This is a genomic window from Shewanella sp., assembly GCF_013214165.1.
In the GTDB taxonomy this organism is placed as follows: domain Bacteria; phylum Pseudomonadota; class Gammaproteobacteria; order Enterobacterales; family Shewanellaceae; genus Shewanella.
In genome coordinates this window covers 28,766-50,251 of sequence record NZ_JABSSM010000030.1, presented here as the reverse complement: position 1 = coordinate 50,251, position 21,486 = coordinate 28,766, and the positions used below count along the sequence as shown (strand labels likewise).

Sequence of the window (21,486 nt, the reverse complement as noted above, 5' to 3'; positions counted from 1 at the left end):
CAGCATGTTAGCGAGCCACTTTCGCTAGCGACTCATAAATCTCTGACTTATCTCTTTGCTTCCTTATCACGGGTCTCCAAAGCATAACTTCATACCGAGATGAAAGAGAATAAGCGATTAACAAAGGTGTAGTCTCCTTCTATGGCCATCAGGCTAATAAACACCACTATTGCCAAAGGCGGTAAGAATAACACCAGTTTTAATGCCAGCCGTTCCCACCTGACATGCATAAAGATAGTGATGATAAGCCCGGCCTTCAATGACATAAATAGCAAGATCAGCGTCCATCTCAATATGCCCTGCACTTCGAAGAAGTCCACCATATAGGACATGGTGCTGAGCACAAACAGTAGCCCCCATATTTTCAGGTAGAGACTGATGGGATGTAGCTTGGGCTGCATTTGTTCCGCCTCAGCAGGCACCGCCTGTTTATTTGTGATCTGACTCATACACCACCTCAATAATTTACCGCTGTTATCGCTGTTATCGCTGTTATCGCTTACCAGAGATAGAAAAGAGCGAAAATAAACACCCAGACCAAATCTACCATAATTGCGCCCAATAAAGGCCTTAACCTTCTGAGTTACCACAAGTAAAACAAAGCGAAGATAAACACCCAGACCAAGTCTACAAAGTGCCAATACAGACCCGTTATCTCGACTATGTGATAGCCTTTGCCTTCGTAGTGACCACTAGCGACCCGCCGCGCAATCACCAACAGAAAAATAACCCCTGCGGTGACATGCAAGCCGTGAAAGCCGGTGATCATGAAGAAGGTGGCACCAAATTGTGCCGAGCCCATGGGATTTCCCCAGGGGCGTACCCCCTCCTCTATGATCAACTTGGTCCACTCAAACGCCTGCATACCAACGAAAGACGCTCCCAATAAAGCAGTAGCAGTCATAAATAAGACGGTCTTGCGTCTGTCACCGCGATAGGCAAAATTCACCGCCATCGCCATGGTGCCGCTACTGGTGATCAAGATGAAGGTCATGATGGCGATAAGCACTAACGGGATATGGTACCCGGCTATGGTCAGCGCGAATACCTCACTGGTGAGTGGCCAGCTGTCCATGCTGGACATGCGCACATTCATGTAGCCTATCAAAAACACGCTAAAGACGAAGGTATCGCTGAGTAGAAATAACCACATCATCAACTTGCCCCAAGGCATATTGAAAACCTGCTTGTCGGCTCCCCAATCACTCACGGCCCCCTGCCAATTGTCGGAGGCTATGGGCGCTGCTACTTTTTGTTGTTTATCATCTGTGCTCATGTGTCACTCCACTCCTAACACGAGTCCTACAAGCCACATCAGGCTAGTTTTTGTTGTTTATCTCGATGCTCATGTGTTGATTGCTACAAGCCACACCAGGCTGCGATGGTGTTATAGGTACTGGGTGAGGCGGTCAGCAAGGCGAAGATAAACAACCAGAGCAAGCAGAGGTAATGCCAATACCAGGCGCATAAGACTAAGCTTGGCTGCAATATATCCAGCTTCACCCTGCGGCTAAAAATAATCAGCACCCGAGCCAAAGCAAATAAACCGCCCAACAAGTGCAGACCATGAATTGCGGTTAGCATATAAAAATAGCTGTTGGCCGGATTAGAGTTGATAACAAAACCTTGCAGGCTCAGCTGTTGCCATACGCTCCACTGACCGAATATGAACAAGAGGGAAAAAATAACGCTCAGGGTCAGCAGACCCAGTAATCTGTTGAGCTTATCTTCGCTCACCTGGCCGACAGCAAGATGCAGACTCAGGCTAGCCATCAACAAGCAGCCCGTATTAACCCATAACCAGAGAGGTTGATACAGAGGTGACCAGGGCTCACCACCCAGGGCCTGGAAGTCGGCATATTGAGAACGCGACAGATAAGTCACGCTAAACAGGAAGAAGATGACTGTGACCACGGCGATGAAAAATTTAAGCCCAGTCTTGCCGGGAGAACCCGCTTGATAGTCGATTAACTCCTGATCCAATGCTGCCGTAGACTGGGCCAACCAAGGTTTCTCAGTAAGCGTGCTGAAAATGCTCATCAAGCGCCTCCCTTATCATCCATCATCTCGACCTCTTCCGGCGAGACATTCTGCGGAATGAAGTCGGCCTTCACCCCAGGTACGCTGTAATCGTAGGCCCAACGATAAACCACAGGGATCTTGTCCCCCCAGTTGCCGTGTCTTGGCGGTGTATATTCGGTTTGCCACTCCAGCGTGGTGGCATTCCAGGGGTTAGGGCCGGATTTTTTGCCCTTAAAGGTACTCCAGATGATGTTGAACAGAAATATCAGCTGCACCACGCCGACAATCAGTGCTGATATGGTGATACTGGCATTGAGGGATTGGGCCGACTCAGGGATAAACTCGGTTGGCCCCATGGCAAAGTATCGCCGCGGTACCCCGAGAAACCCCAAGTAATGCATGGGCAGATAGATAGAATACGTGCCGATGAAGGTCATCCAGAAATGAAACTTACCCAGACCCCTATGCAGGAAACGTCCAGTGACCTTAGGGAACCAATGATAGATGGCGGCGAACAGCACCATGATAGGCGAAACCCCCATCACCATATGAAAATGAGCCACCACAAAGTAGGTATCAGACAAGGGCAAATCGACCACCACATTACCGAGAAACAGTCCGGTTAATCCGCCGTGGGTAAAGGTGAAGATGAAACCGATGGCGAACATCATCGGCACTGTCATATGTATGTTGCCCCGCCACAGAGTCAAGGACCAGTTATAGACCTTAAGCGCCGTGGGAATGGCGATAATCAAGGTGGTGGTGGCAAAGAAGAAACCAAAATAGGGATTCATGCCACTGACATACATGTGGTGTGCCCAGACGACAAAACTCAGACCACCAATGGCGACTATGGCCCACACCATCATGCGATAGCCGAAGATGTTTTTTCTGGCATGGGTCGCAATCACATCGGACACCATGCCAAAGGCCGGCAGCGCCACAATATAGACTTCAGGATGACCGAAAAACCAAAACAGATGCTGAAACAAAACCGGACTGCCGCCGGTGTAATTGAGAGGCTCACCCAGAGATAAGATGGCGGGCATGAAGAAGCTGGTTCCCACTAACTTATCTAGCATCATCATGATGGCACTCACCAATAGTGCCGGAAATGCCAACAGGCCTAAGATGGTGGCGGTGAAGATCCCCCATATCGTTAGTGGCATGCGCATCAAGGTCATGCCTCTAGCACGAGCCTGCAATATGGTGGTGACGTAGTTGAGTCCCCCCATGGTGAAGGCGACGATAAATATCGCCAGAGACACCAACATCAAGATGATACCGCCATCGTTTCCCGGGGTGCCGGGTAAGATAGTTTGCGGTGGATACAGGGTCCAGCCTGCACCAGTCGGGCCTCCGGGAACGAAGAAACTCGCCAGCAGGACGATGACCGCGAGTAAATAGGTCCAGTAACTGAGCATATTAAGGTAGGGAAATACCATGTCCCTGGCACCCACCATCAAGGGGATCAAATAGTTACCGAAGCCGCCGAGCAGTAAGGCGGTGAGCAGATAGATCACCATGATCATGCCATGCATGGTGACAAACTGCAGGTAACTACTGGGATCGATAAAGGAGAAACTATCGGGAAAGCCTAGCTGCAAACGCATCATAGCCGACAACGCCAAGGCGACTAAGCCAACGAAGAGAGCCGTGATGGAATACTGGATGGCGATGACCTTATGATCTTGGCTCCAGATATACTTAGCCATAAAGCTGGTGGGATGATGGGACTCGTCGGCTTGATCGACAATGGCGGTATAATTCATCGGCTCACCTCCTGTGTGCTATGACTCTGGCCTGTGATGCTCGGAGATCCTGTTGCGCTCACCGCCCTGCTCGACGATGGGTAAAAATCGGCATCAGCAGTCGGCTTTAACCTAGAGATATAGGCAATCACATCATCTATGGCTTGCTCGTTCTGCAGTAATCGCGACATCAAAATCATCTGAGTGCCGTAGAGATCTTCACGATGAGCACCGCGAATGCTGGCGCGATAATGTTGTAACTGACGCTTGAGATACCAGGCATGTTGCCCCGCTAATCTGGGAGCATTGAGGGCAAACTTACCTTGAGCCTTGTCACCATGGCAGTATGCACAGTTGGTAAATAGCCGCTGCCCACTGGCGATGGATCGAGCCAGAGGGCCGCTATTCACCGCCCTAGGAAAGATAGCCAGCGCTGGCAAGGATGCGATATAAGCGGTGACATCTTTTATCGCCTTGGCATCGACCAAGGTATTGGCCATAGCAGCCATCTGTTGACCGTAAATATCCTGCTGATGGCTACCGCGAACCTGAGTCTTATAATAGTGAAGCTGGCGGCTTAAATACCAGGCAGACTGACCCGCCAGCATAGGTGCATTGAGCGTTTCATTGCCCTGACCATCATTGCCATGGCAGGCGGCGCAGCTGGCATATAATTTTTTACCTAGCTGCAGATCCCCAGCGGGGGCATCGAGTGATTCTCTGAAGGTGAACTGTTTATCCAACCAGACTTGGTAGTCTTGAGCCGTGTCCACCACGATCTGGCCGCGCATGGTGTAGTGAGCCATGCCGCATAACTCCTCGCACAACATCTCGAAACGACCGAGCCTGGTTGGTGTAAACCAGAGGTAGGTCTCTATTCCGGGCACCAGATCCATCTTGACCCTAAATTGCGGCACCGCGAAGTTATGTAATACATCTTTAGAGCGCATCAGTACCTTTACCGGCTGATCGAGCAAGATATGCATCACGTTACTGGGGATCAAAATGTCGTCTTGGGCATGGATATCATCGGGATTGAGGCCGAACGGGTTTTTCTCATCCATCAAGTCAACGGCACTTTGACCGAGTACGCCGTCTTTACCGGGTAATCGATAGCTCCAATGCCATTGCTGCCCCACGACCTCGAATGTCTTGGCATCATCGGGCACAGTGACAAACTCCCCCCAGACGACCAAGCCAGGGGCAAGCATGGCAGCCACTCCAATAGTCGTGAACACGGTTAGCCAAATTTCGAGTTTTTTATTCTCGGGTTCATAATCGGCACGTTTGTTTTTATCGAAACGAAAGCGAAAAACACAATACGCGAGGAAGCCATTGACCGCGATAAAGACGATGCCAGTGACCCAGAAGGTAAGCGTGATAGTATCGTCGATGGCGGTCCAGTTGGACGCGATCGGAGTAAACCACCAAGGACTTGCGAAGTGAAATACCACAGATACCAGTACTAATAACAGGATAACAACCGCTATAGCCATGCCACCCATCCCTATAAAATCTAGCCTCACACGCCTGCGAAGTGCAGATGTGTAGTGACCAGACTAAAAGTAATCAGATAATTCAGTTTTCTCCAACTACTTATTAACATAGACCATGTTTGGCATTATCTCCTTATCTCGGGCTAAACAGCGGCAATAAAAAAAGCGCCAGAAAGGCGCCTTGGAATAGAGATAACTCTTATGGTTTAGGGCATGGTCTTCATAAAACTGTGGAACTTATCTTGCCAGCGAACCACCCAATGTGGAGTCGCCGATCCCAGCCCCGCGGGCTCTAATTTGGGGTGAGCATTGATGATCTTGGCAAAGATAGGCTCCTGATTTGGGTCAACATCGACAAATAGCACATGCTTACCCTTATGCAGTAACTCCTGAAATCGTTCGAAATGTATATTGGTTTTTTGTATACCGATGAAGCCACCTTCCCAGGTACAGAAACCCAGTATCACTATGGCTAGAAATATAAACGGTAGCCAACCCGCAGCACTCCGGGTCCAACCCATCTCATAGGCCAACATCAGGGTCGCGGCTGAGATAACAAAGCCTATCACGGCGCCAATTTCAGTCGAATGTACCACATCCAGCTTTAGCACAGGCTCGACTTCATGCAGATGATGATTTTCGACATCGGCATCTTTCTCACTCAATATATGTATCTGGGGTTCAGTGATCCCTTCGGCCTCGAGTTCCTGTTCAACCTTCTCCAGATCGTCGAGATCGCTGCTAATAAAGTAATGTCTTAACATGCCCTTACCCTCACAATAAATTTTTTCATCCTTTAGCTGATGCCTTGTTCTGGCATCGCAGTAATGAAAACAGCCTGAGTTAATATTTCAAGTATAGCAGTGATTCATTATTCGCTAATATGTGCAATTGAGCGGATAGTCAGCTGGGACAAGGTATTAATAGCAAGACCAAGACTTGGTATAATCATGTTATTAGTTAATGTTGAGCAGAATATTGTGTTAGACAGAAGCAAGTTAACCTCCCGTCACAGTACGGGCCTTGATACGACAGAAGAAATAGCTAAGTTTGATCGCTTAGCCAAAGAGTGGCGCGATCCCAAGGGGAAATTCAAACAGATATTGGCGTTTAACCAGACGAGATTAATCGCCATCAAGAAGATGATAGCTCAGCACTTAGGTCGCGATCTTAATCAGCCAGCCCCTTTGACTGGCCTTAGCTTGGTCGATATAGGCTGTGGTGCCGGACTCCTATGTGAGCCTTTAGCCAAACTTGGTGCAGATGTCACTGGGATAGATGCCAGCGAGCACAACATATTAGTCGCTAGCCAACATGCGCAAACAAATTATATATCAGTCAATTACCTTCATTGTTTAGCCAGTGATCTTGAAGATAAAACCGAAATATACTTGTACGACATCGTACTTAATACCGAAGTCATAGAGCATGTCGCCGATCAACAAGGATTAATAGAGACCTGCTGTAGGCTACTCAAACCCGGTGGTTTATTGGTAATGGCGACCCTAAATCGAACCATAACCTCTTATATAGTCGGCATCATTGGCGCCGAATATGTCATGAGGTATCTGCCTATAGGCACCCATGAATGGCGCTACTTCGTTAAACCCCAAGAGATATCGGCCATGATCTCGAAACAAGGTCTCGAGACCATAAATGTGGCAGGCATGACGTTTAACCCTTTCACTAAACATTGGAGTATCAACCAGAATACTAAGGTTAACTACTTACTTTTCGCTGCAAAACCAGCAGAAATCTCATCAGTTTAGTTCAGGCTATGAGTCATAATCGGCGAAATTTCAGATGTAAATCCCACTAAGTAGCAAGATCCAAGCAGGCTTTTCACTTACTATTAAAGCCAATAGCCAAGCATCTCTGGCCAGTTATAGAGTCAAACTTGGTCATTTCATCACGTTAAAAAGACATCAATAAGCTGTTTAGCAGTAAGTATAAGGACACCAGATGGCAAAAATAGACATATTAGTAGGCACAACTCTGGGTAATGCTGAGTACGTAGCCGACGAATTTTCGGCAGTTCTAAGCGGATTAGGCCATGAAAATGTCATACATATGACCCCTAAATTCACCGATCTAGACCCAAAATCCTTGTGGTTGGTAGTCTCTTCGACACACGGTGCAGGGGATCTTCCGGACAATATAATGCCATTTTTAGCGGAGATCTTGTCTCAAAAACCCGATCTTAGCGGCACTAAATATGCGATTTGTGCGATCGGGGATTCGAGTTACGACACTTTCTGTCAGGGACCGGAAAAATTAGCTCGAGCATTGGAGAGTTGCGGTGCACAAGTCTATGTGGATAAGATCCAGATCGATGTGCAGAAGGATCATGTGCCAGAAGATCCCGCTCTGGCTTGGTTAGAGCAATGGCAAGATCGTCTTTAAGATCTTTTTCGAGGATAAGTTAAGGATCAATTCACAGATTAGATCTAACTTATCCACAATTTACGATCTAAAAGGATAAATATGTGGATAACCTATTATTTTCTTCTGGTTAAGCTCTGCATTACTCAAGGTCCGATCCGGTCAAGGATCCACCCTGTGGATAAGTGGTCGATCTACCCACAGGCTTATCCTAGTTTGATCATACTAAGATCACAGGATCTGATCCTCGCTAACTCATGAATGATAAAGGAAAAAAGCGGTTACCCACAGAAGATCGCTCCCTTAATAATAACAATAATAAAGGATCTATATAAAGATCTTAAGATCTATTAAGCAGATCCTCTCAAGATAAAACGATCGAAAATGATCTTTCACCTTGGGTCAATCAGGTGCTAAAATATGCACCTCAAATTCACATTAGTTCTTTATCGACGTCAGTTTTAATTTAAGGTTTTGTAATGCATTTTCATGAACGGTTCGATGTAATTGTTGTTGGTGGTGGTCATGCCGGTACGGAAGCCGCGCTGGCCGCAGCAAGAATGGGATCTAACACCCTGTTGTTGACGCATAACATCGATACCTTAGGACAGATGTCCTGTAATCCAGCGATCGGCGGGATCGGCAAGGGGCACCTGGTAAAAGAGATCGATGCAATGGGCGGAGCCATGGCTGTTGCCACTGACTTTGCAGGTATTCAATTTCGAACTCTCAACTCGAGCAAGGGACCCGCGGTTAGAGCCACTCGAGCCCAAGCCGATAGAGCACTCTACCGAGCTAAGATCCAACAAATACTGCAAAACCAACCGAATTTAAGATTGTTTCAGCAAGGCGTCGATGACCTGATTGTTGAAAATGGCCGTATCACCGGCGTTGTCACTCAGATGGGACTCGCATTCGAAGCGCCCACCGTTGTCTTGACTGCAGGCACCTTTCTCAGTGGTAAGATCCACATAGGATTGCAAAACTACAGCGGCGGACGAGCCGGTGATCCGCCATCGATCGCCCTCGCCGATCGTTTACGTGAGTTACCGATCCGTATTGGTCGCTTGAAGACTGGGACACCACCTAGAGTCGATGCCAATAGCATAAATTTCGATCTTATGGCCGAGCAGAAAGGCGATACGCCACTGCCTGTGATGTCGTTTATCGGTGATGTGAAAGATCATCCTCGGCAAATCTCTTGTTATGTGACCCATACCAATGAGCGTACCCATGATATTATTCGCGCTGGTCTAGACCGTAGCCCTATGTATTCAGGGGTTATCGAAGGCATAGGTCCACGTTATTGCCCTTCTATCGAAGATAAGATTAATCGCTTCGCCGACAAGACATCTCATCAAATATTTATCGAGCCTGAAGGACTCAATACCAATGAGATCTATCCCAATGGGATTTCAACCAGTCTGCCTTTCGATGTACAACTGGATCTGGTTAGATCGATCAAGGGAATGGAGCATGCACAGATCATTCGTCCTGGTTACGCTATCGAATATGATTACTTCGATCCTAGGGATCTGAAGAACTCTTTAGAGACTAAAGCGATCGGCGGACTCTTCTTTGCCGGACAGATCAACGGTACAACAGGTTACGAAGAAGCTGCTGCTCAAGGATTATTGGCCGGTATGAATGCATCTTTGCAGGTTCAGGGTAAAGAATCCTGGGCTCCACGTCGTGATCAGGCGTATCTAGGCGTCTTGGTTGACGATCTTTCGACTCTTGGCACCAAAGAGCCTTACCGCATGTTCACCAGCCGCGCCGAGTATCGTTTATTGTTGCGTGAAGATAATGCGGATCTGCGTCTGACCGAGAAAGCCCGCGAGTTTGGCTTGGTCGATGATAACCGCTGGAGTAAGTTCAGTGAGAAGCGTGAATCTATCGAGCTGGAGTTACAACGTTTAAGAGGCTTATGGGTTCACCCTAATTCGCCGCTGTTGGATGTGTTAAACCCTGAGTTGAATACGCCAATTTCTCGAGAAGCGTCTTTCGAAGATCTGCTTCGCCGCCCTGAGATGGATTATCCTAAATTAATGAGACTCGAAGGCTTCGGTCCGGGACTCGAAGATCAACGCGCCGCTGAACAAGTACAGATCCAGATTAAATATTCTGGTTATATTCAGCGTCAGCAAGATGAGATAGACAAGGCACTTAAACATGAGACTACCGGACTGCCGTTAGATCTGGATTATCAGGAAGTGCCGGGATTGTCCAATGAAGTGATCGCTAAGATGAATGAACATAAGCCTGAAACCATAGGTCAGGCGTCGAGAATTTCGGGAATGACCCCCGCCGCTATCTCGATTTTATTAGTGCATCTGAAGCGACGTGGTTTACTTCGTAGAAAAGCCTCGTAAATTTTACTCTTTTTGATGAATTGTTACTAAGGGAAGCGCTAAAGGCTTCCCTTACTGTTTTGACGGCTTCATAATAGCCTGTTCATGCCGATTTAAGTTTGTTATTAAGGATTAATCCCGTGTTATCAGCCCTATTAGATGAATATCTAGCTGAAATGAATTTGACTGCCACCGAGCAGCAGAAGCAACAGCTGGTTGGATTTGTTGAGATGCTCGACAAGTGGAATAAGGCATATAACCTGACATCGGTTAGAGATCCCGAGCAGATGCTGATCAGGCATATCATGGATAGTCTCGCTGTGTCGGCACATCTGGTGGGTGAACGCTTCATCGATGTTGGCACCGGACCGGGTTTACCCGGCATCCCGTTGGCGATAATGAATCCAGATAAACATTTTGTGTTATTGGATAGCCTAGGTAAGCGAATTCGCTTCCAGAAGCAGGTTCAGTTCGATCTGGGTATCGATAACATCAGCTCTGTAGAGAGTCGAGTCGAAGCCTATGTACCTGAAGAAAAATTTGATGGCGTGCTCAGTCGAGCCTTCGCCTCTATCGAAGACATGTTGCACTGGTGTCATCACCTGCCGGCGGAGAATGGTTGTTACTACGCACTCAAGGGGCAATTGGCCGCAGATGAAATGACAAAAATTCCTCAGGGTTACGAGCTCACAGATGTCATCGAGCTGAGTATCCCCCGTCTGGATGAACAGAGACACCTGCTAAGAGTCGTTAAAAATAGTGTTTAAGTTGCTTTCTTTCAGTGATTCAAGCAATTTGGTATTGGATTCAATTGCGTCGATAACGTATACGCGACATACAGGATGGTATTGTGGGTAAAGTGATTGCCGTGGCTAACCAGAAAGGTGGCGTCGGAAAAACAACAACTTGTGTCAACTTAGCAGCATCTTTGGCCGCCACAAAGCGCAAGGTGCTGTTAATTGATCTCGATCCTCAGGGTAATGCGACCATGGGAAGTGGTATCGACAAGTACAGTGTCGAGAATACCGCTTATGAGTTGTTAGTCGATGAAAAGCCTTTCGATGAAGTTGTCTATAGAAATACCAGCGGAAAATATGATCTGATCGCGGGTAACGGTGACGTTACTGCGGCTGAGATCAAGTTAATGGAGTTTTTCGCCCGTGAGATTAGATTAAGAAATGCATTAGCACCGATTAAAGACGATTACGACTACATCTTTATCGATTGTCCCCCCTCATTGAACATGCTAACTGTGAATGCCATGTCGGCTGCCGATTCTATTCTGGTTCCCATGCAGTGTGAATATTATGCACTGGAGGGCTTAACGGCCCTTATGGACACCATCACTAAGATTGGCGCCATGGTCAACCCAGGTCTTCATATCGAAGGGATACTGCGTACCATGTACGACCCCAGAAATCGTCTATCTAATGATGTATCCGATCAGCTCAAACAGCATTTCGGCGAAAAAGTGTATCGTACCGTCATTCCAAGAAATGTCAGACTGGCTGAGGCGCCTAGCTTTGGTGCTCCGGCCATGTATTACGACAAATCGAGTGCCGGCGCTAAGGCTTATTTAGCCCTGGCCGGCGAAATAATTCGCAGAGCAGAACAGCATCAAGAGCTAGAACAAGCTTAAATAAAGGCAGTGGAAATGACATTGAAAAAACGTGGACTGGGTAAGGGTCTGGATGCATTACTCAGTACTAGCCATGCGGCAAGTAATAAACTGTATTCAGCTGAAGAAGTTGCCGGAGTAACAGCTAAAACAGATGATCTGTTAATGCTGCACATAGACTTGATGCAGCCTGGTAAGTATCAACCGCGTAAAGATATGTCAACCGAGGCGCTCGAAGAGCTCGCCGAGTCGATAATGGCTCAAGGCATCATTCAGCCTATTGTGGTGCGTAAAGTTTCAGCGTCCATGTATGAGATCATCGCCGGCGAACGTCGCTGGCGTGCGGCTCAAATAGCTAAGCTGGATAAGGTGCCCTGTATCGTCAAGCAGGTGGCTGATGAAGCCGCCATTGCCATCTCGTTAATCGAAAATATTCAGCGAGAAGACCTCAATGCGATGGAAGAAGCGATTGCATTAGAGCGATTAATGCGCGAATTTGAACTGACTCATCAACAAATTGCCACCGCGGTGGGCAAGTCTCGCGCGACAGTGTCTAATTTACTGCGTCTCAACGGTCTCAATGAGCCGGTAAAACGCATGTTAGAATACGGTGACATCGACATGGGACATGCCAGAGCATTACTCGCCATCGAGGGCGATGAGCAAACAAATATTGCCAGATTAGTCGCAGCAAAAGAATTAACCGTTCGTGAAACTGAACGATTAGTTAATAAAACCTTAAGCCAACCTGAAGTTGCAGGTAAACCAGTAAAAGATCACGATGTCACCCGTCTAGAAGGCCTATTAGTCGAAAGATTAGGTGCCAAGGTTTCAATTAGCCATAATAAAAAAGGTAAGGGCAAACTGGTAATTAATTATCAGGATCTCGCTGAATTAGACGGTATAATCAATAAAATCCACTAAAAATCCCAAGTTAACGTCATATTATGTAATTTTGTGACATGTGTTAAATTTGGCTTTTTACATATTTGGCGCTAGATCACGTTAAAAGAGTCGATTTTCCTCAGCTTAAACTTGCTTTGAAGGCCCGAAACGGTATACTTTCGCAAGCTTTTTGTCCATCGTCATCGACCGGGTTTATGTAGTCCGGTCATCGAAACGAAAAGTATAAATGCGGAGAAGATGAATTGAGTAACATTTTAGCACGTCGTGGCCGGTGGTCTGCCTATAAATTGGTTTTGATACAGGCGGCGGTGGCTGGGGGAACTTCGGTTTTCTTTTTCGCTCTGTGGGGGGAACAGTATGGTCTATCTGCCTTGGCAGGTGGTGCTATTGCTGTACTCCCTAATTTTGTATTTGCGACCTTCGCTTTCTCCCATATGGGAGCGAGTTCAACAGCAAAAGTCATGCAGACTTTTTACTGGGGGGAAGCTATAAAGTTTCTTTTAACCATCGTATTTTTTTCGCTAACGTTTAGCTTGTTTAAAATTGGGTTTTTGCCCTTTTTTATCAGTTATGCGCTAGGGGTAACTGTACCTTGGAAAGTTTCTTTATATTTCAAGCAAAATTAAGTGAGATAAATCATGGCAACATCTGGTGAAGCATTAAATGCTTCAGATTACATCCAGCATCACCTGACAAATGCAGTAATGTGCTTAGCCGATGGCGAAGTTGCATTTAACTATGCGTGTCAAGATGCTGGATTCTGGAGTTTGCATATTGACTCGCTTTTGTTTTCAGTAGGTCTTGGGGTTCTATTTTTATGGTCATTCTATAAAGTAGGAAAAAAAGCAACAACTGGAGTTCCAGGTAATTTTCAATGTTTTGTTGAAATGTGCGTGGAATCGGTCGATCGCATCGTTAAAGAATCATTTCATGGACGTAGCGCTGTCATCGCACCACTAGCTCTGACTATTTTCGTCTGGATTTTTCTGATGAACGTAATGGACTTAATCCCTGTTGACTTTATCCCTGAAGCCGCAAACAGATTATTAGGTGTTCCTTACCTTAAAATTGTACCAACAACAGACTTGAACATAACCCTTGGCCTAGCCTTGAGTGTGTTGGTTTTGATTGTTTTTTATAGTATTAAAGTTAAGGGCTTTGGAGGCTTTACTAAAGAGCTGACATTGAAACCTTTCAATCATTGGGCACTGATTCCAGTTAACTTGGTATTGGAAACAGTGACTTTGATAGCGAAGCCGATTTCATTATCACTTCGTCTGTTTGGTAACCTGTATGCAGGTGAGTTGATCTTTATTCTGATTGCACTTATGCCTTGGTGGGTTCAGTTCGCACTTTCAGTGCCATGGGCTATATTCCATATTTTGGTTATTGTGCTACAGGCCTTTATTTTCATGATGCTGACGATTGTTTATCTAAGCATGGCACATGAAGAACATTAATAAATTAGTTATTTTTCGGAGATAAAATGGAAACTGTAATTAGCTTTACTGCAATAGCGGTTGCTATAATGATTGGTCTAGCTGCACTAGGTACAGCGATTGGCTTCGCTATCTTAGGTGGTAAGTTCTTGGAAGCTTCTGCTCGCCAGCCTGAACTTGCTCCAGTACTTCAAACTAAGATGTTTATCGTAGCGGGTCTACTTGATGCGATATCTATGATAGCAGTTGGTGTTGCACTATTCTTCGTATTCGCTAACCCATTCTTAACTCAACTTGGCTCATAGCACCCTGTAAAAGGAGTTGTAGTTATGAATATTAACGCTACCCTGCTAGGTCAAGCTATTTCTTTTGCTCTCTTCGTGTGGTTCTGCATGAAGTTTGTTTGGCCGCCTTTGATTAATGCCATCGAAGAGCGCCAGAAAAAGATAGCCGACGGTCTAGCTGATGCTAATCGAGCTGCGAAAGATCTTGAGTTGGCTCAGGCGAAAGCCACTGGCCAGCTAAGAGAAGCCAAAGCTACTGCTAACGAGATCATTGAGCAAGCGAACAAACGCAAAGCTCAGATCATCGATGAAGCAAAAGCCGAAGCAGATACTGAGCGTGCGAAAATCATCGCTCAGGGTCAAGCAGAAATTGAAGCTGAACGTAATCGCGTTAAAGAAGACTTGCGCAAGCAAGTAGCTGCTCTTGCCATCATAGGTGCAGAGAAGATTCTTGAACGTTCGATTGATGAAGCCGCCCACAGTGACATAGTTAATAAACTAGTTGCTGAACTTTAAATAAGGAGTTTGAGTTATGGCTGAAATAACTACCATCGCTCGTCCTTACGCAAAGGCAGCTTTTGATTTTGCCATTGAAAAAGATGCAGTAGACAGTTGGGCAGAAATGCTTAACTTCGCGGCTATGGTCAGTGAAAACGACACCATTAAGCCTCTGCTATCTGGCGCTCTATCCAGTGATAAACTGGCCGAACTCTTTATCGGAGTTTGTGGTGAGCAGATCAATGTGCAAGTTCAAAACCTGTTAAAGGTAATGGCTGAAAACGGTCGTTTAGGAACGCTACCTGCTGTATTTCAACTATTTGTTGAGATGAAACATGAATGGGCAAAAGAGATTGAAGCTAATGTAGTTTCAGCGATTGAGCTTACTTCAGTTCAGCAACAGGACATTAGTGTTTCTTTAGAGAAACGTCTAGCACGCAAAGTTAAGCTTAATTGCAGCATAGATACCAGCCTTATTGCTGGTGTAATTATCACGGCAGGAGACCTAGTCATAGATGGCTCGGTTCGCGGAAAACTTTCGCGTCTGTCTGATATGCTGCAATCGTAATTGGGAGTTTAAGCATGCAACTGAATTCCACTGAAATCAGCGATCTGATTAAACAGCGGATCGAGCAGTTCGAAGTCGTTAGTGAAGCTCGCAACGAAGGTACTATCGTTGCAGTAAGTGACGGCATCATTCGCATCCACGGCCTTGCCGACGTGATGCAGGGTGAGATGATCGAGCTGCCTGGTAACCGTTATGCAATCGCGTTGAACTTAGAACGTGATTCTGTCGGTGCCGTAGTAATGGGTCCTTATGCCACTTTGGCAGAAGGCGACAAAGTAAAAACAACTGGTCGTATTTTGGAAGTCCCAGTTGGCCGTGGTCTATTAGGCCGCGTAGTCAACACATTGGGTGAGCCAATCGACGGAAAAGGACCTATCGACAACGATGGTTTCTCTCCTGTTGAAGTAATCGCACCAGGTGTTATTGAACGTCAGTCAGTATCTCAGCCAGTTCAAACTGGTTATAAAGCCGTTGACTCTATGATCCCAATCGGTCGTGGACAACGTGAATTGATCATTGGTGATCGCCAAATCGGTAAAACCGCTTTAGCAATCGATGCCATCATCAATCAGAAAGATACTGGTATCAAGTGTGTATACGTAGCAATCGGGCAGAAAGCTTCTACTGTTGCTAACGTGGTACGTAAGCTTGAAGAGCACGGCGCATTAGCGAACACAATTGTTGTTGTTGCTACAGCTTCTGAAGCTGCTGCACTGCAATACTTGGCTCCATACGCTGGTTGTTCAATGGGTGAGTACTTCCGCGACCGCGGTGAAGATTCACTGATTGTCTATGATGATCTTTCTAAGCAAGCAGTTGCTTACCGTCAGATCTCATTGTTGCTTAAGCGTCCACCAGGACGTGAAGCATACCCAGGTGATGTATTCTATCTTCACTCTCGTCTGTTAGAACGTGCTTCACGTGTTAACGTTGAGTATGTTGAGAAGTTCACTAAAGGTGAAGTTAAAGGCCGAACGGGTTCTTTGACTGCTCTACCTATTATTGAAACTCAAGCGGGTGATGTATCTGCATTCGTACCGACTAACGTAATTTCGATTACCGATGGTCAGATCTTCCTTGAAACTGACCTGTTTAACTCTGGACTACGTCCTGCTGTTAACCCAGGTATCTCGGTTTCTCGTGTTGGTGGTGCGGCTCAGACTAAGATCATCAAGAAACTGTCAGGCGGTATTCGTAGCGCACTTGCACAGTATCGCGAGCTTGCAGCGTTCTCACAGTTTGCATCTGACTTAGATGAGGCAACTCGTGCTCAGCTTGAGCATGGTGAGCGTGTTACCGAACTTATGAAGCAAAAGCAATACGCACCTATGAGCGTTGCCGACCAAGCTGTGTCTATTTTCTCAGCTGAAAAAGGTTACCTCCGGAGCGTTGCGCTGAATAAAATCGGTGATTTCGAAGCTTCTCTGCTCTCATACATGAACAGCGAGCATGCTGACCTGATGAAGACCATCAACGATACTGGCGATTATAATGCCGATATCCAAGGTGAGTTGAAGGCCGGCCTCGATAAGTTCGTCGAAACCCAAACCTGGTAAATAGAAGAGGTGTCGTGAGGCGCCTCAGGTCCAGATTGGAGAGTAAAGATGGCTAACGCTAAAGAGATTAAAACCAAGATCTCGAGTGTGCAAAACACTCAGAAGATCACGTCTGCAATGGAAATGGTTGCTGCGAGCAAGATGCGTAGAGCACAAGAGCGCATGGCAGCGAGCCGTCCATATGCAGAAAATATGCGTAAGGTGATCGGTCACGTGGCGCAAGGTTCTCTCGAATATAAGCATCCATATGTGGAAGTGAGAGAGGCTAAGCGTGTTGGTTACATAGTTGTGTCAACCGACCGTGGTCTTTGTGGTGGTCTGAACGTCAACCTGTTCAAGAAGGTTGTCGCAGACGTGAAGAAGCAACGTGAAGCCGGAGCAGAAGTTGAATTCTGCGCCATTGGTGCACGTAGCATACAATTCTTCAATAATTTTGGCGGTCAGGTATCTGCTTCCGCATCGGCTCTAGGCGACGCTCCGGCGTTGAAAGATCTGATTGGAACGGTACGTGTCATGCTAGAAGCATACAACGAAGGCAAGCTGGATCGTCTGTACGTGGTATTTAACAAGTTCGTTAATACCATGAGTCAGACGCCTGTGATCGAGCAGCTGCTACCTTTGCCTAAGTCAGAAAGTGATGTGAAATCTCATCGCTGGGATTACCTATACGAGCCAGATCCAAAGCAACTTTTGGATACATTACTGGTACGTTATGTGGAGTCTCAAGTTTACCAAGGTGTTGTCGAGAATATTGCATCTGAGCAGGCGGCCCGTATGGTCGCCATGAAAGCTGCAACAGACAATGCCGGTGATCTTATCACTGACTTGGAGTTGGTCTATAACAAGGCCCGTCAGGCTGCGATTACGCAGGAACTGTCGGAAATTGTTTCAGGTGCCGCTGCCGTTTAGGCTAGGTAACGAATACAAGTTTTAGAGGATTAATCATGAGCACAGGTACTGTTGTCCAAGTTATTGGCGCGGTTGTGGACGTTGAGTTTCCACAAGATGCTGTACCTCAGATATATGACGCTCTAGAGATCAAAAGTGAAGGCTTGGTGCTGGAAGTTCAGCAGCAAATCGGTGGCGGTGTAGTTCGTACTATCGCCATGGGTTCTTCAGATGGTCTGCGTCGTGGTCTTGAGGTGACAAATACAGGTTCACCAATTACTGTTCCGGTTGGGTCTGTGACCCTAGGCCGTATCATGAACGTATTGGGCGAGCCTATTGATGAAGCGGGTCCAATCGGTGGAACAGATCGCTATGTGATCCACCGTGAAGCTCCTACATTTGAAGATCAATCAAGCTCGACTGAACTCTTAGAGACAGGCATCAAGGTTATTGACCTTATCTGTCCGTTTGCTAAGGGTGGTAAAGTTGGACTGTTTGGTGGTGCTGGTGTTGGTAAGACCGTCAACATGATGGAACTTATTAACAACATCGCTAAAGCACACTCAGGTTTATCTGTTTTTGCCGGTGTAGGTGAGCGTACTCGTGAGGGTAACGATTTCTACTACGAGATGAAAGATGCTGGTGTTCTCGATAAGGTGGCCATGGTTTATGGTCAGATGAACGAGCCTCCAGGAAACCGTCTACGTGTGGCACTTACTGGCCTGACTATGGCTGAGAGATTCCGTGACGAAGGTAAAGATGTTCTTTTCTTCGTTGATAACATCTATCGTTACACCTTAGCGGGTACTGAAGTATCTGCACTGCTGGGCCGTATGCCTTCAGCGGTAGGTTATCAGCCAACTTTGGCTGAAGAGATGGGTGTACTTCAGGAACGTATTACATCGACTAAATCAGGGTCTATTACCTCTGTGCAAGCCGTATACGTACCTGCGGATGATTTAACGGATCCGTCACCAGCAACAACTTTCGCTCACTTAGATGCGACTATTGTATTGTCACGTAACATCGCTTCTATGGGTATTTACCCAGCGGTTGACCCATTGGATTCGACTTCACGTCAATTAGATCCTCTGGTTGTTGGTCAAGAGCACTATGATGTTGCTAACGGTGTGCAAACCGTACTTCAGCGCTATAAAGAGCTGAAAGATATTATTGCGATTCTAGGTATGGATGAATTATCTGATGAAGATAAGACTACCGTAGCTCGTGCTCGTAAGATTGAAAAATATCTTTCACAGCCTTTCTTCGTCGCCGAAGTATTCACCGGTTCTCCAGGTAAGTACGTTTCTCTTAAAGACACCATCCGTGGCTTCAAGGGTATTCTAGAGGGTGAGTTCGATAATCTTCCTGAGCAAGCGTTCTATATGGTTGGTTCTATCGACGAAGCCGTTGAGAAAGCTAACAAAATATAACTAGGTGTTCTGCACTAGTGTAAAGTTAGTGCAGGGTACTAGTTTAAGGAGAACTGATGGCTGCCATGACAGTACAGCTCGATATTGTAAGTGCAGAAAGCAGCATCTACTCTGGTCTTGTAGCACACCTACAAGTTACCGGTGGAGAAGGCGAGTTGGGTATTATGCCTGGTCACGCACCTCTGCTTACTAATATCAAACCTGGCATGGCGCGCATCGTCAAGCAAGACGGAAAAGAAGAGGTGTTCTACCTTTCGGGTGGTATCCTGGAAGTACAACCTTTTTCTGTTTCAGTATTGGCTGACGTCGTTATGCGTGCCGATGAAATTGACGAGCAAGCAGCTGTAGAAGCTAAACGCCACGCCGAAGCCGCTATGGCCGAAGCGGGCGCCGACTTCAACTATGCAGCAGCAGCAGTTGAGTTAGCTCAGGCTATGGCTCAGTTGCGCGTTGTCGAAACCATCAAGAAGAACTTTGCCAGATAAGGTTATTGTTTGATGAAAAAAGGCGCCTAAGGGCGCCTTTTTTGTTGCTTGCTGCGCAAGCTGAAATTATTTTATAAGCGATGCCTCATTTATCGTGTTTGCGGCTCAGGCCGGAAGTCACGCTTCGGCTTAAATTAAAGCGGCATCCAGAAACCATTTCAGGATGACAAATAAGTTTAGCCAACTTGTTAGCGTCTATTAGCTTACGAGTAGGCGTAGTCGTCTTAGTTTTACTATCCTTGAGCCAACTTGTTGGTGTCCACGGGCTTACTCGTAAGCGTCGAGTAGGCGTAGCCGTCGTCTTTACCTTCTATCTTCTCCGCTTTTCCGTTAAAATCGGCCCCACGAAAATTTATCCCTCCCATTTTTCTTTATTATTTTGATAAGCATTAGCTCAAGGATAACTCCATGGCATTGAACGTAGTGATTTTGGCCGCAGGCAAGGGAACCCGCATGCGCTCAGATCTTCCTAAAGTCTTACACCCTATTGCGCATAAGAGCATGGTGCAGCATGTTATCGATACCGCTCATGACGTGGGCTGCGATGGGATCCAGTTAGTGTATGGCTATGGTGCGGATATGCTAAAGAGTGCCTTAGGTGAGCAAAATCTTAACTGGGTGCTTCAAGCCGAGCAGTTGGGTACCGGCCATGCGGTGGCTCAGGCCAATGCGAATATCGAGGATGATGATACCGTGCTGATCCTCTATGGTGATGTGCCGCTTATTCAGGCAAAAACACTTGAAGATTTATTAATGGCGCGTGCAGCCGATGGCCTGGCCATTCTTACAGTAAACCTGCCTAATCCAACAGGCTATGGCCGTATCGTGCGGACTGCTGGTGAAGGTCAAGAACTGGGTAAGGTTATCGGTATCGTCGAGCAAAAAGATGCCAATGCGCAGCAGTTACTGATCCAAGAGGTCAATACCGGCATCATGGCGGCGCCAGGCAAGCAACTTAAAGCTTGGCTTGGACAGTTATCAGCAGATAATGCTCAAGGTGAGTACTACCTGACCGATATCGTCGCCATGGCCCATAAAGACGGTGTTGCCATCACAACTGCCCAGCCTGAGTCGGCTGTCGAAGTGGAAGGTGCCAATAACCGAGTCCAACTGGCGCAACTAGAGCGTGCCTATCAGGCTCGTGAGGCGGAGAAGTTGATGTTGGCCGGGGCTAATTTAAGAGATCCTGCCCGTATCGACATTCGAGGTGATGTATCTGTGGGAATGGATGTGATGATAGACATCAATGTCATCATTGAGGGCAAGGTCAGCATAGGCAATAACGTGACTATCGGTGCCGGCGCCATTCTTATCGATTGTGAGATTGGCGATAACGCCGAGATCAAGCCTTATTCTATCGTCGAGAGTGCTAAGGTCGGCGTCAAAGCCAGCGTGGGGCCATTTGCGCGTCTGCGTCCCGGAACCGAGTTAAAAACAGATGCTCATGTCGGTAACTTCGTTGAGATGAAGAAGGCGGTGTTAGGTGAGGGCTCCAAGGCGGGTCATCTGGCCTATATCGGCGATGCACTGATAGGCGCCGGCGTGAACATAGGCGCTGGTACTATCACCTGTAACTATGATGGCGCTAACAAGCATCTCACGGTTATTGAAGACAATGTATTTGTCGGCAGTGATACCCAGCTTATTGCCCCTGTGACTATCGGCAAAGGGGCAACCTTGGGTGCTGGCTCTACTATCACCCGAGATGTGGGTGAGAATGAGTTGGTTATCACTCGAGTAAAGCAGCGCCACTTATCTGCTTGGGTTAGGCCGGTAAAGAAGCCTAAATAAACAGCCTAAAATACCCGT

Annotated in this window: 22 protein-coding genes; 16 read left to right on the top strand and 6 right to left on the bottom strand. The window is 46.8% G+C overall.

The window, feature by feature from the left end; translation table 11 throughout:
• Positions 1-89: 89 nt before the first annotated feature.
• The 6 genes from HRU42_RS10850 to HRU42_RS10825 all read right to left on the bottom strand — a co-directional run bounded on the left by HRU42_RS10850 (position 90) and on the right by HRU42_RS10825 (position 6,033).
• On the bottom strand, positions 90-449 hold the full coding sequence (locus tag HRU42_RS10850) for a cytochrome C oxidase subunit IV family protein (RefSeq protein ID WP_295031041.1): 360 nt from the start codon (positions 447-449) through the stop codon (positions 90-92).
• Between the two features lie 134 nt (positions 450-583).
• Positions 584-1,276 carry a heme-copper oxidase subunit III family protein gene (locus HRU42_RS10845; protein ID WP_295031039.1) on the bottom strand — a complete coding sequence of 231 codons (693 nt, stop codon included), beginning with the start codon at positions 1,274-1,276 and terminating at the stop codon, positions 584-586.
• Between the two features lie 83 nt (positions 1,277-1,359).
• Positions 1,360-2,040, bottom strand: coding sequence for a cytochrome c oxidase subunit 3 (locus HRU42_RS10840; RefSeq protein WP_295031037.1), 681 nt, complete (start codon positions 2,038-2,040; stop codon positions 1,360-1,362).
• Positions 2,040-3,794 carry a cbb3-type cytochrome c oxidase subunit I gene (locus tag HRU42_RS10835; protein ID WP_295031035.1) on the bottom strand — a complete coding sequence of 585 codons (1,755 nt, stop codon included), beginning with the start codon at positions 3,792-3,794 and terminating at the stop codon, positions 2,040-2,042. The genes HRU42_RS10840 and HRU42_RS10835 overlap by 1 nt, the downstream gene beginning before the upstream one ends.
• The gene (locus HRU42_RS10830; RefSeq protein ID WP_295031033.1) at positions 3,791-5,269 is read right to left on the bottom strand and encodes a c-type cytochrome; all 1,479 of its coding nucleotides are present in this window, start codon (positions 5,267-5,269) and stop codon (positions 3,791-3,793) included. Before HRU42_RS10830 ends, HRU42_RS10835 begins: the two co-directional genes overlap by 4 nt.
• A 206-nt stretch (positions 5,270-5,475) precedes the next feature.
• Positions 5,476-6,033 (bottom strand): NAD/FAD-utilizing enzyme, encoded by a 558-nt coding sequence (locus tag HRU42_RS10825; RefSeq protein WP_295031031.1) that lies wholly within the window; start codon positions 6,031-6,033, stop codon positions 5,476-5,478.
• Between the two features lie 186 nt (positions 6,034-6,219).
• On the opposite strand from HRU42_RS10825, the gene ubiG reads away from it, so the two are divergent.
• From ubiG to glmU, 16 genes are all read left to right on the top strand, one after another.
• Positions 6,220-7,038: a bifunctional 2-polyprenyl-6-hydroxyphenol methylase/3-demethylubiquinol 3-O-methyltransferase UbiG gene (gene ubiG / locus HRU42_RS10820; RefSeq protein WP_295031030.1), complete on the top strand. Its 819-nt coding sequence runs from the start codon at positions 6,220-6,222 to the stop codon at positions 7,036-7,038.
• Between the two features lie 193 nt (positions 7,039-7,231).
• Positions 7,232-7,672: an FMN-binding protein MioC gene (mioC, locus tag HRU42_RS10815; protein WP_295031028.1), complete on the top strand. Its 441-nt coding sequence runs from the start codon at positions 7,232-7,234 to the stop codon at positions 7,670-7,672.
• 458 nt (positions 7,673-8,130) lie between these two features.
• Entirely contained in the window at positions 8,131-10,023 is a 1,893-nt protein-coding gene (mnmG, locus tag HRU42_RS10810) for a tRNA uridine-5-carboxymethylaminomethyl(34) synthesis enzyme MnmG (RefSeq protein ID WP_295031027.1), read from the top strand.
• A 119-nt stretch (positions 10,024-10,142) separates the two neighbouring features.
• Entirely contained in the window at positions 10,143-10,769 is a 627-nt protein-coding gene (gene rsmG / locus HRU42_RS10805) for a 16S rRNA (guanine(527)-N(7))-methyltransferase RsmG (RefSeq protein ID WP_295031025.1), read from the top strand.
• A gap of 83 nt (positions 10,770-10,852) precedes the next feature.
• A complete protein-coding gene (locus HRU42_RS10800; RefSeq protein ID WP_295031023.1) occupies positions 10,853-11,641 on the top strand; it encodes a ParA family protein in 789 nt (262 codons plus the stop codon).
• A 15-nt stretch (positions 11,642-11,656) separates the two neighbouring features.
• Positions 11,657-12,544 carry a ParB/RepB/Spo0J family partition protein gene (locus HRU42_RS10795; RefSeq protein ID WP_295031021.1) on the top strand — a complete coding sequence of 296 codons (888 nt, stop codon included), beginning with the start codon at positions 11,657-11,659 and terminating at the stop codon, positions 12,542-12,544.
• 224 nt (positions 12,545-12,768) lie between these two features.
• Entirely contained in the window at positions 12,769-13,152 is a 384-nt protein-coding gene (locus HRU42_RS10790) for an ATP synthase subunit I (protein ID WP_295031019.1), read from the top strand.
• Positions 13,153-13,164: 12 nt separating this feature from the next.
• Entirely contained in the window at positions 13,165-13,986 is an 822-nt protein-coding gene (atpB, locus tag HRU42_RS10785; protein WP_295031017.1) for a F0F1 ATP synthase subunit A, read from the top strand.
• A 26-nt stretch (positions 13,987-14,012) separates the two neighbouring features.
• Positions 14,013-14,270, top strand: a complete 258-nt coding sequence (atpE, locus tag HRU42_RS10780; protein WP_295031016.1) for a F0F1 ATP synthase subunit C — start codon at positions 14,013-14,015, stop codon at positions 14,268-14,270.
• A gap of 24 nt (positions 14,271-14,294) precedes the next feature.
• A complete protein-coding gene (gene atpF, locus HRU42_RS10775) occupies positions 14,295-14,765 on the top strand; it encodes a F0F1 ATP synthase subunit B (protein ID WP_295031014.1) in 471 nt (156 codons plus the stop codon).
• Positions 14,766-14,781: 16 nt separating this feature from the next.
• Positions 14,782-15,315, top strand: a complete 534-nt coding sequence (gene atpH, locus HRU42_RS10770; RefSeq protein ID WP_295031013.1) for a F0F1 ATP synthase subunit delta — start codon at positions 14,782-14,784, stop codon at positions 15,313-15,315.
• A gap of 14 nt (positions 15,316-15,329) precedes the next feature.
• Positions 15,330-16,871, top strand: coding sequence for a F0F1 ATP synthase subunit alpha (atpA, locus tag HRU42_RS10765; RefSeq protein ID WP_295031012.1), 1,542 nt, complete (start codon positions 15,330-15,332; stop codon positions 16,869-16,871).
• A 48-nt stretch (positions 16,872-16,919) separates the two neighbouring features.
• Positions 16,920-17,780, top strand: a complete 861-nt coding sequence (gene atpG, locus HRU42_RS10760; RefSeq protein WP_295031010.1) for a F0F1 ATP synthase subunit gamma — start codon at positions 16,920-16,922, stop codon at positions 17,778-17,780.
• A 35-nt stretch (positions 17,781-17,815) separates the two neighbouring features.
• A complete protein-coding gene (gene atpD, locus HRU42_RS10755) occupies positions 17,816-19,192 on the top strand; it encodes a F0F1 ATP synthase subunit beta (protein WP_295031009.1) in 1,377 nt (458 codons plus the stop codon).
• Positions 19,193-19,248: 56 nt separating this feature from the next.
• Entirely contained in the window at positions 19,249-19,677 is a 429-nt protein-coding gene (locus tag HRU42_RS10750; RefSeq protein ID WP_295031007.1) for a F0F1 ATP synthase subunit epsilon, read from the top strand.
• A 408-nt stretch (positions 19,678-20,085) separates the two neighbouring features.
• Entirely contained in the window at positions 20,086-21,468 is a 1,383-nt protein-coding gene (glmU, locus tag HRU42_RS10745) for a bifunctional UDP-N-acetylglucosamine diphosphorylase/glucosamine-1-phosphate N-acetyltransferase GlmU (RefSeq protein ID WP_295031005.1), read from the top strand.
• The last annotated feature ends 18 nt before the right edge of the window (positions 21,469-21,486 follow it).

Coding starts and splice junctions, on each gene's coding strand:
- atpG (WP_295031010.1), top strand. CDS start 16,920: ATGGCTAACGCTAAAGAGATTAAAACCAAGATCTCGAGTGTGCAAAAC.
- glmU (WP_295031005.1), top strand. CDS start 20,086: ATGGCATTGAACGTAGTGATTTTGGCCGCAGGCAAGGGAACCCGCATG.
- mnmG (WP_295031027.1), top strand. CDS start 8,131: ATGCATTTTCATGAACGGTTCGATGTAATTGTTGTTGGTGGTGGTCAT.
- HRU42_RS10830 (WP_295031033.1), bottom strand. CDS start 5,269: ATGGCTATAGCGGTTGTTATCCTGTTATTAGTACTGGTATCTGTGGTA.
- atpD (WP_295031009.1), top strand. CDS start 17,816: ATGAGCACAGGTACTGTTGTCCAAGTTATTGGCGCGGTTGTGGACGTT.
- atpF (WP_295031014.1), top strand. CDS start 14,295: ATGAATATTAACGCTACCCTGCTAGGTCAAGCTATTTCTTTTGCTCTC.
- mioC (WP_295031028.1), top strand. CDS start 7,232: ATGGCAAAAATAGACATATTAGTAGGCACAACTCTGGGTAATGCTGAG.
- HRU42_RS10835 (WP_295031035.1), bottom strand. CDS start 3,794: ATGAATTATACCGCCATTGTCGATCAAGCCGACGAGTCCCATCATCCC.
- atpE (WP_295031016.1), top strand. CDS start 14,013: ATGGAAACTGTAATTAGCTTTACTGCAATAGCGGTTGCTATAATGATT.
- ubiG (WP_295031030.1), top strand. CDS start 6,220: ATGTTATTAGTTAATGTTGAGCAGAATATTGTGTTAGACAGAAGCAAG.
- HRU42_RS10825 (WP_295031031.1), bottom strand. CDS start 6,033: ATGTTAAGACATTACTTTATTAGCAGCGATCTCGACGATCTGGAGAAG.
- HRU42_RS10795 (WP_295031021.1), top strand. CDS start 11,657: ATGACATTGAAAAAACGTGGACTGGGTAAGGGTCTGGATGCATTACTC.
- atpH (WP_295031013.1), top strand. CDS start 14,782: ATGGCTGAAATAACTACCATCGCTCGTCCTTACGCAAAGGCAGCTTTT.
- atpB (WP_295031017.1), top strand. CDS start 13,165: ATGGCAACATCTGGTGAAGCATTAAATGCTTCAGATTACATCCAGCAT.
- HRU42_RS10750 (WP_295031007.1), top strand. CDS start 19,249: ATGGCTGCCATGACAGTACAGCTCGATATTGTAAGTGCAGAAAGCAGC.
- HRU42_RS10850 (WP_295031041.1), bottom strand. CDS start 449: ATGAGTCAGATCACAAATAAACAGGCGGTGCCTGCTGAGGCGGAACAA.
- HRU42_RS10840 (WP_295031037.1), bottom strand. CDS start 2,040: ATGAGCATTTTCAGCACGCTTACTGAGAAACCTTGGTTGGCCCAGTCT.
- HRU42_RS10845 (WP_295031039.1), bottom strand. CDS start 1,276: ATGAGCACAGATGATAAACAACAAAAAGTAGCAGCGCCCATAGCCTCC.
- atpA (WP_295031012.1), top strand. CDS start 15,330: ATGCAACTGAATTCCACTGAAATCAGCGATCTGATTAAACAGCGGATC.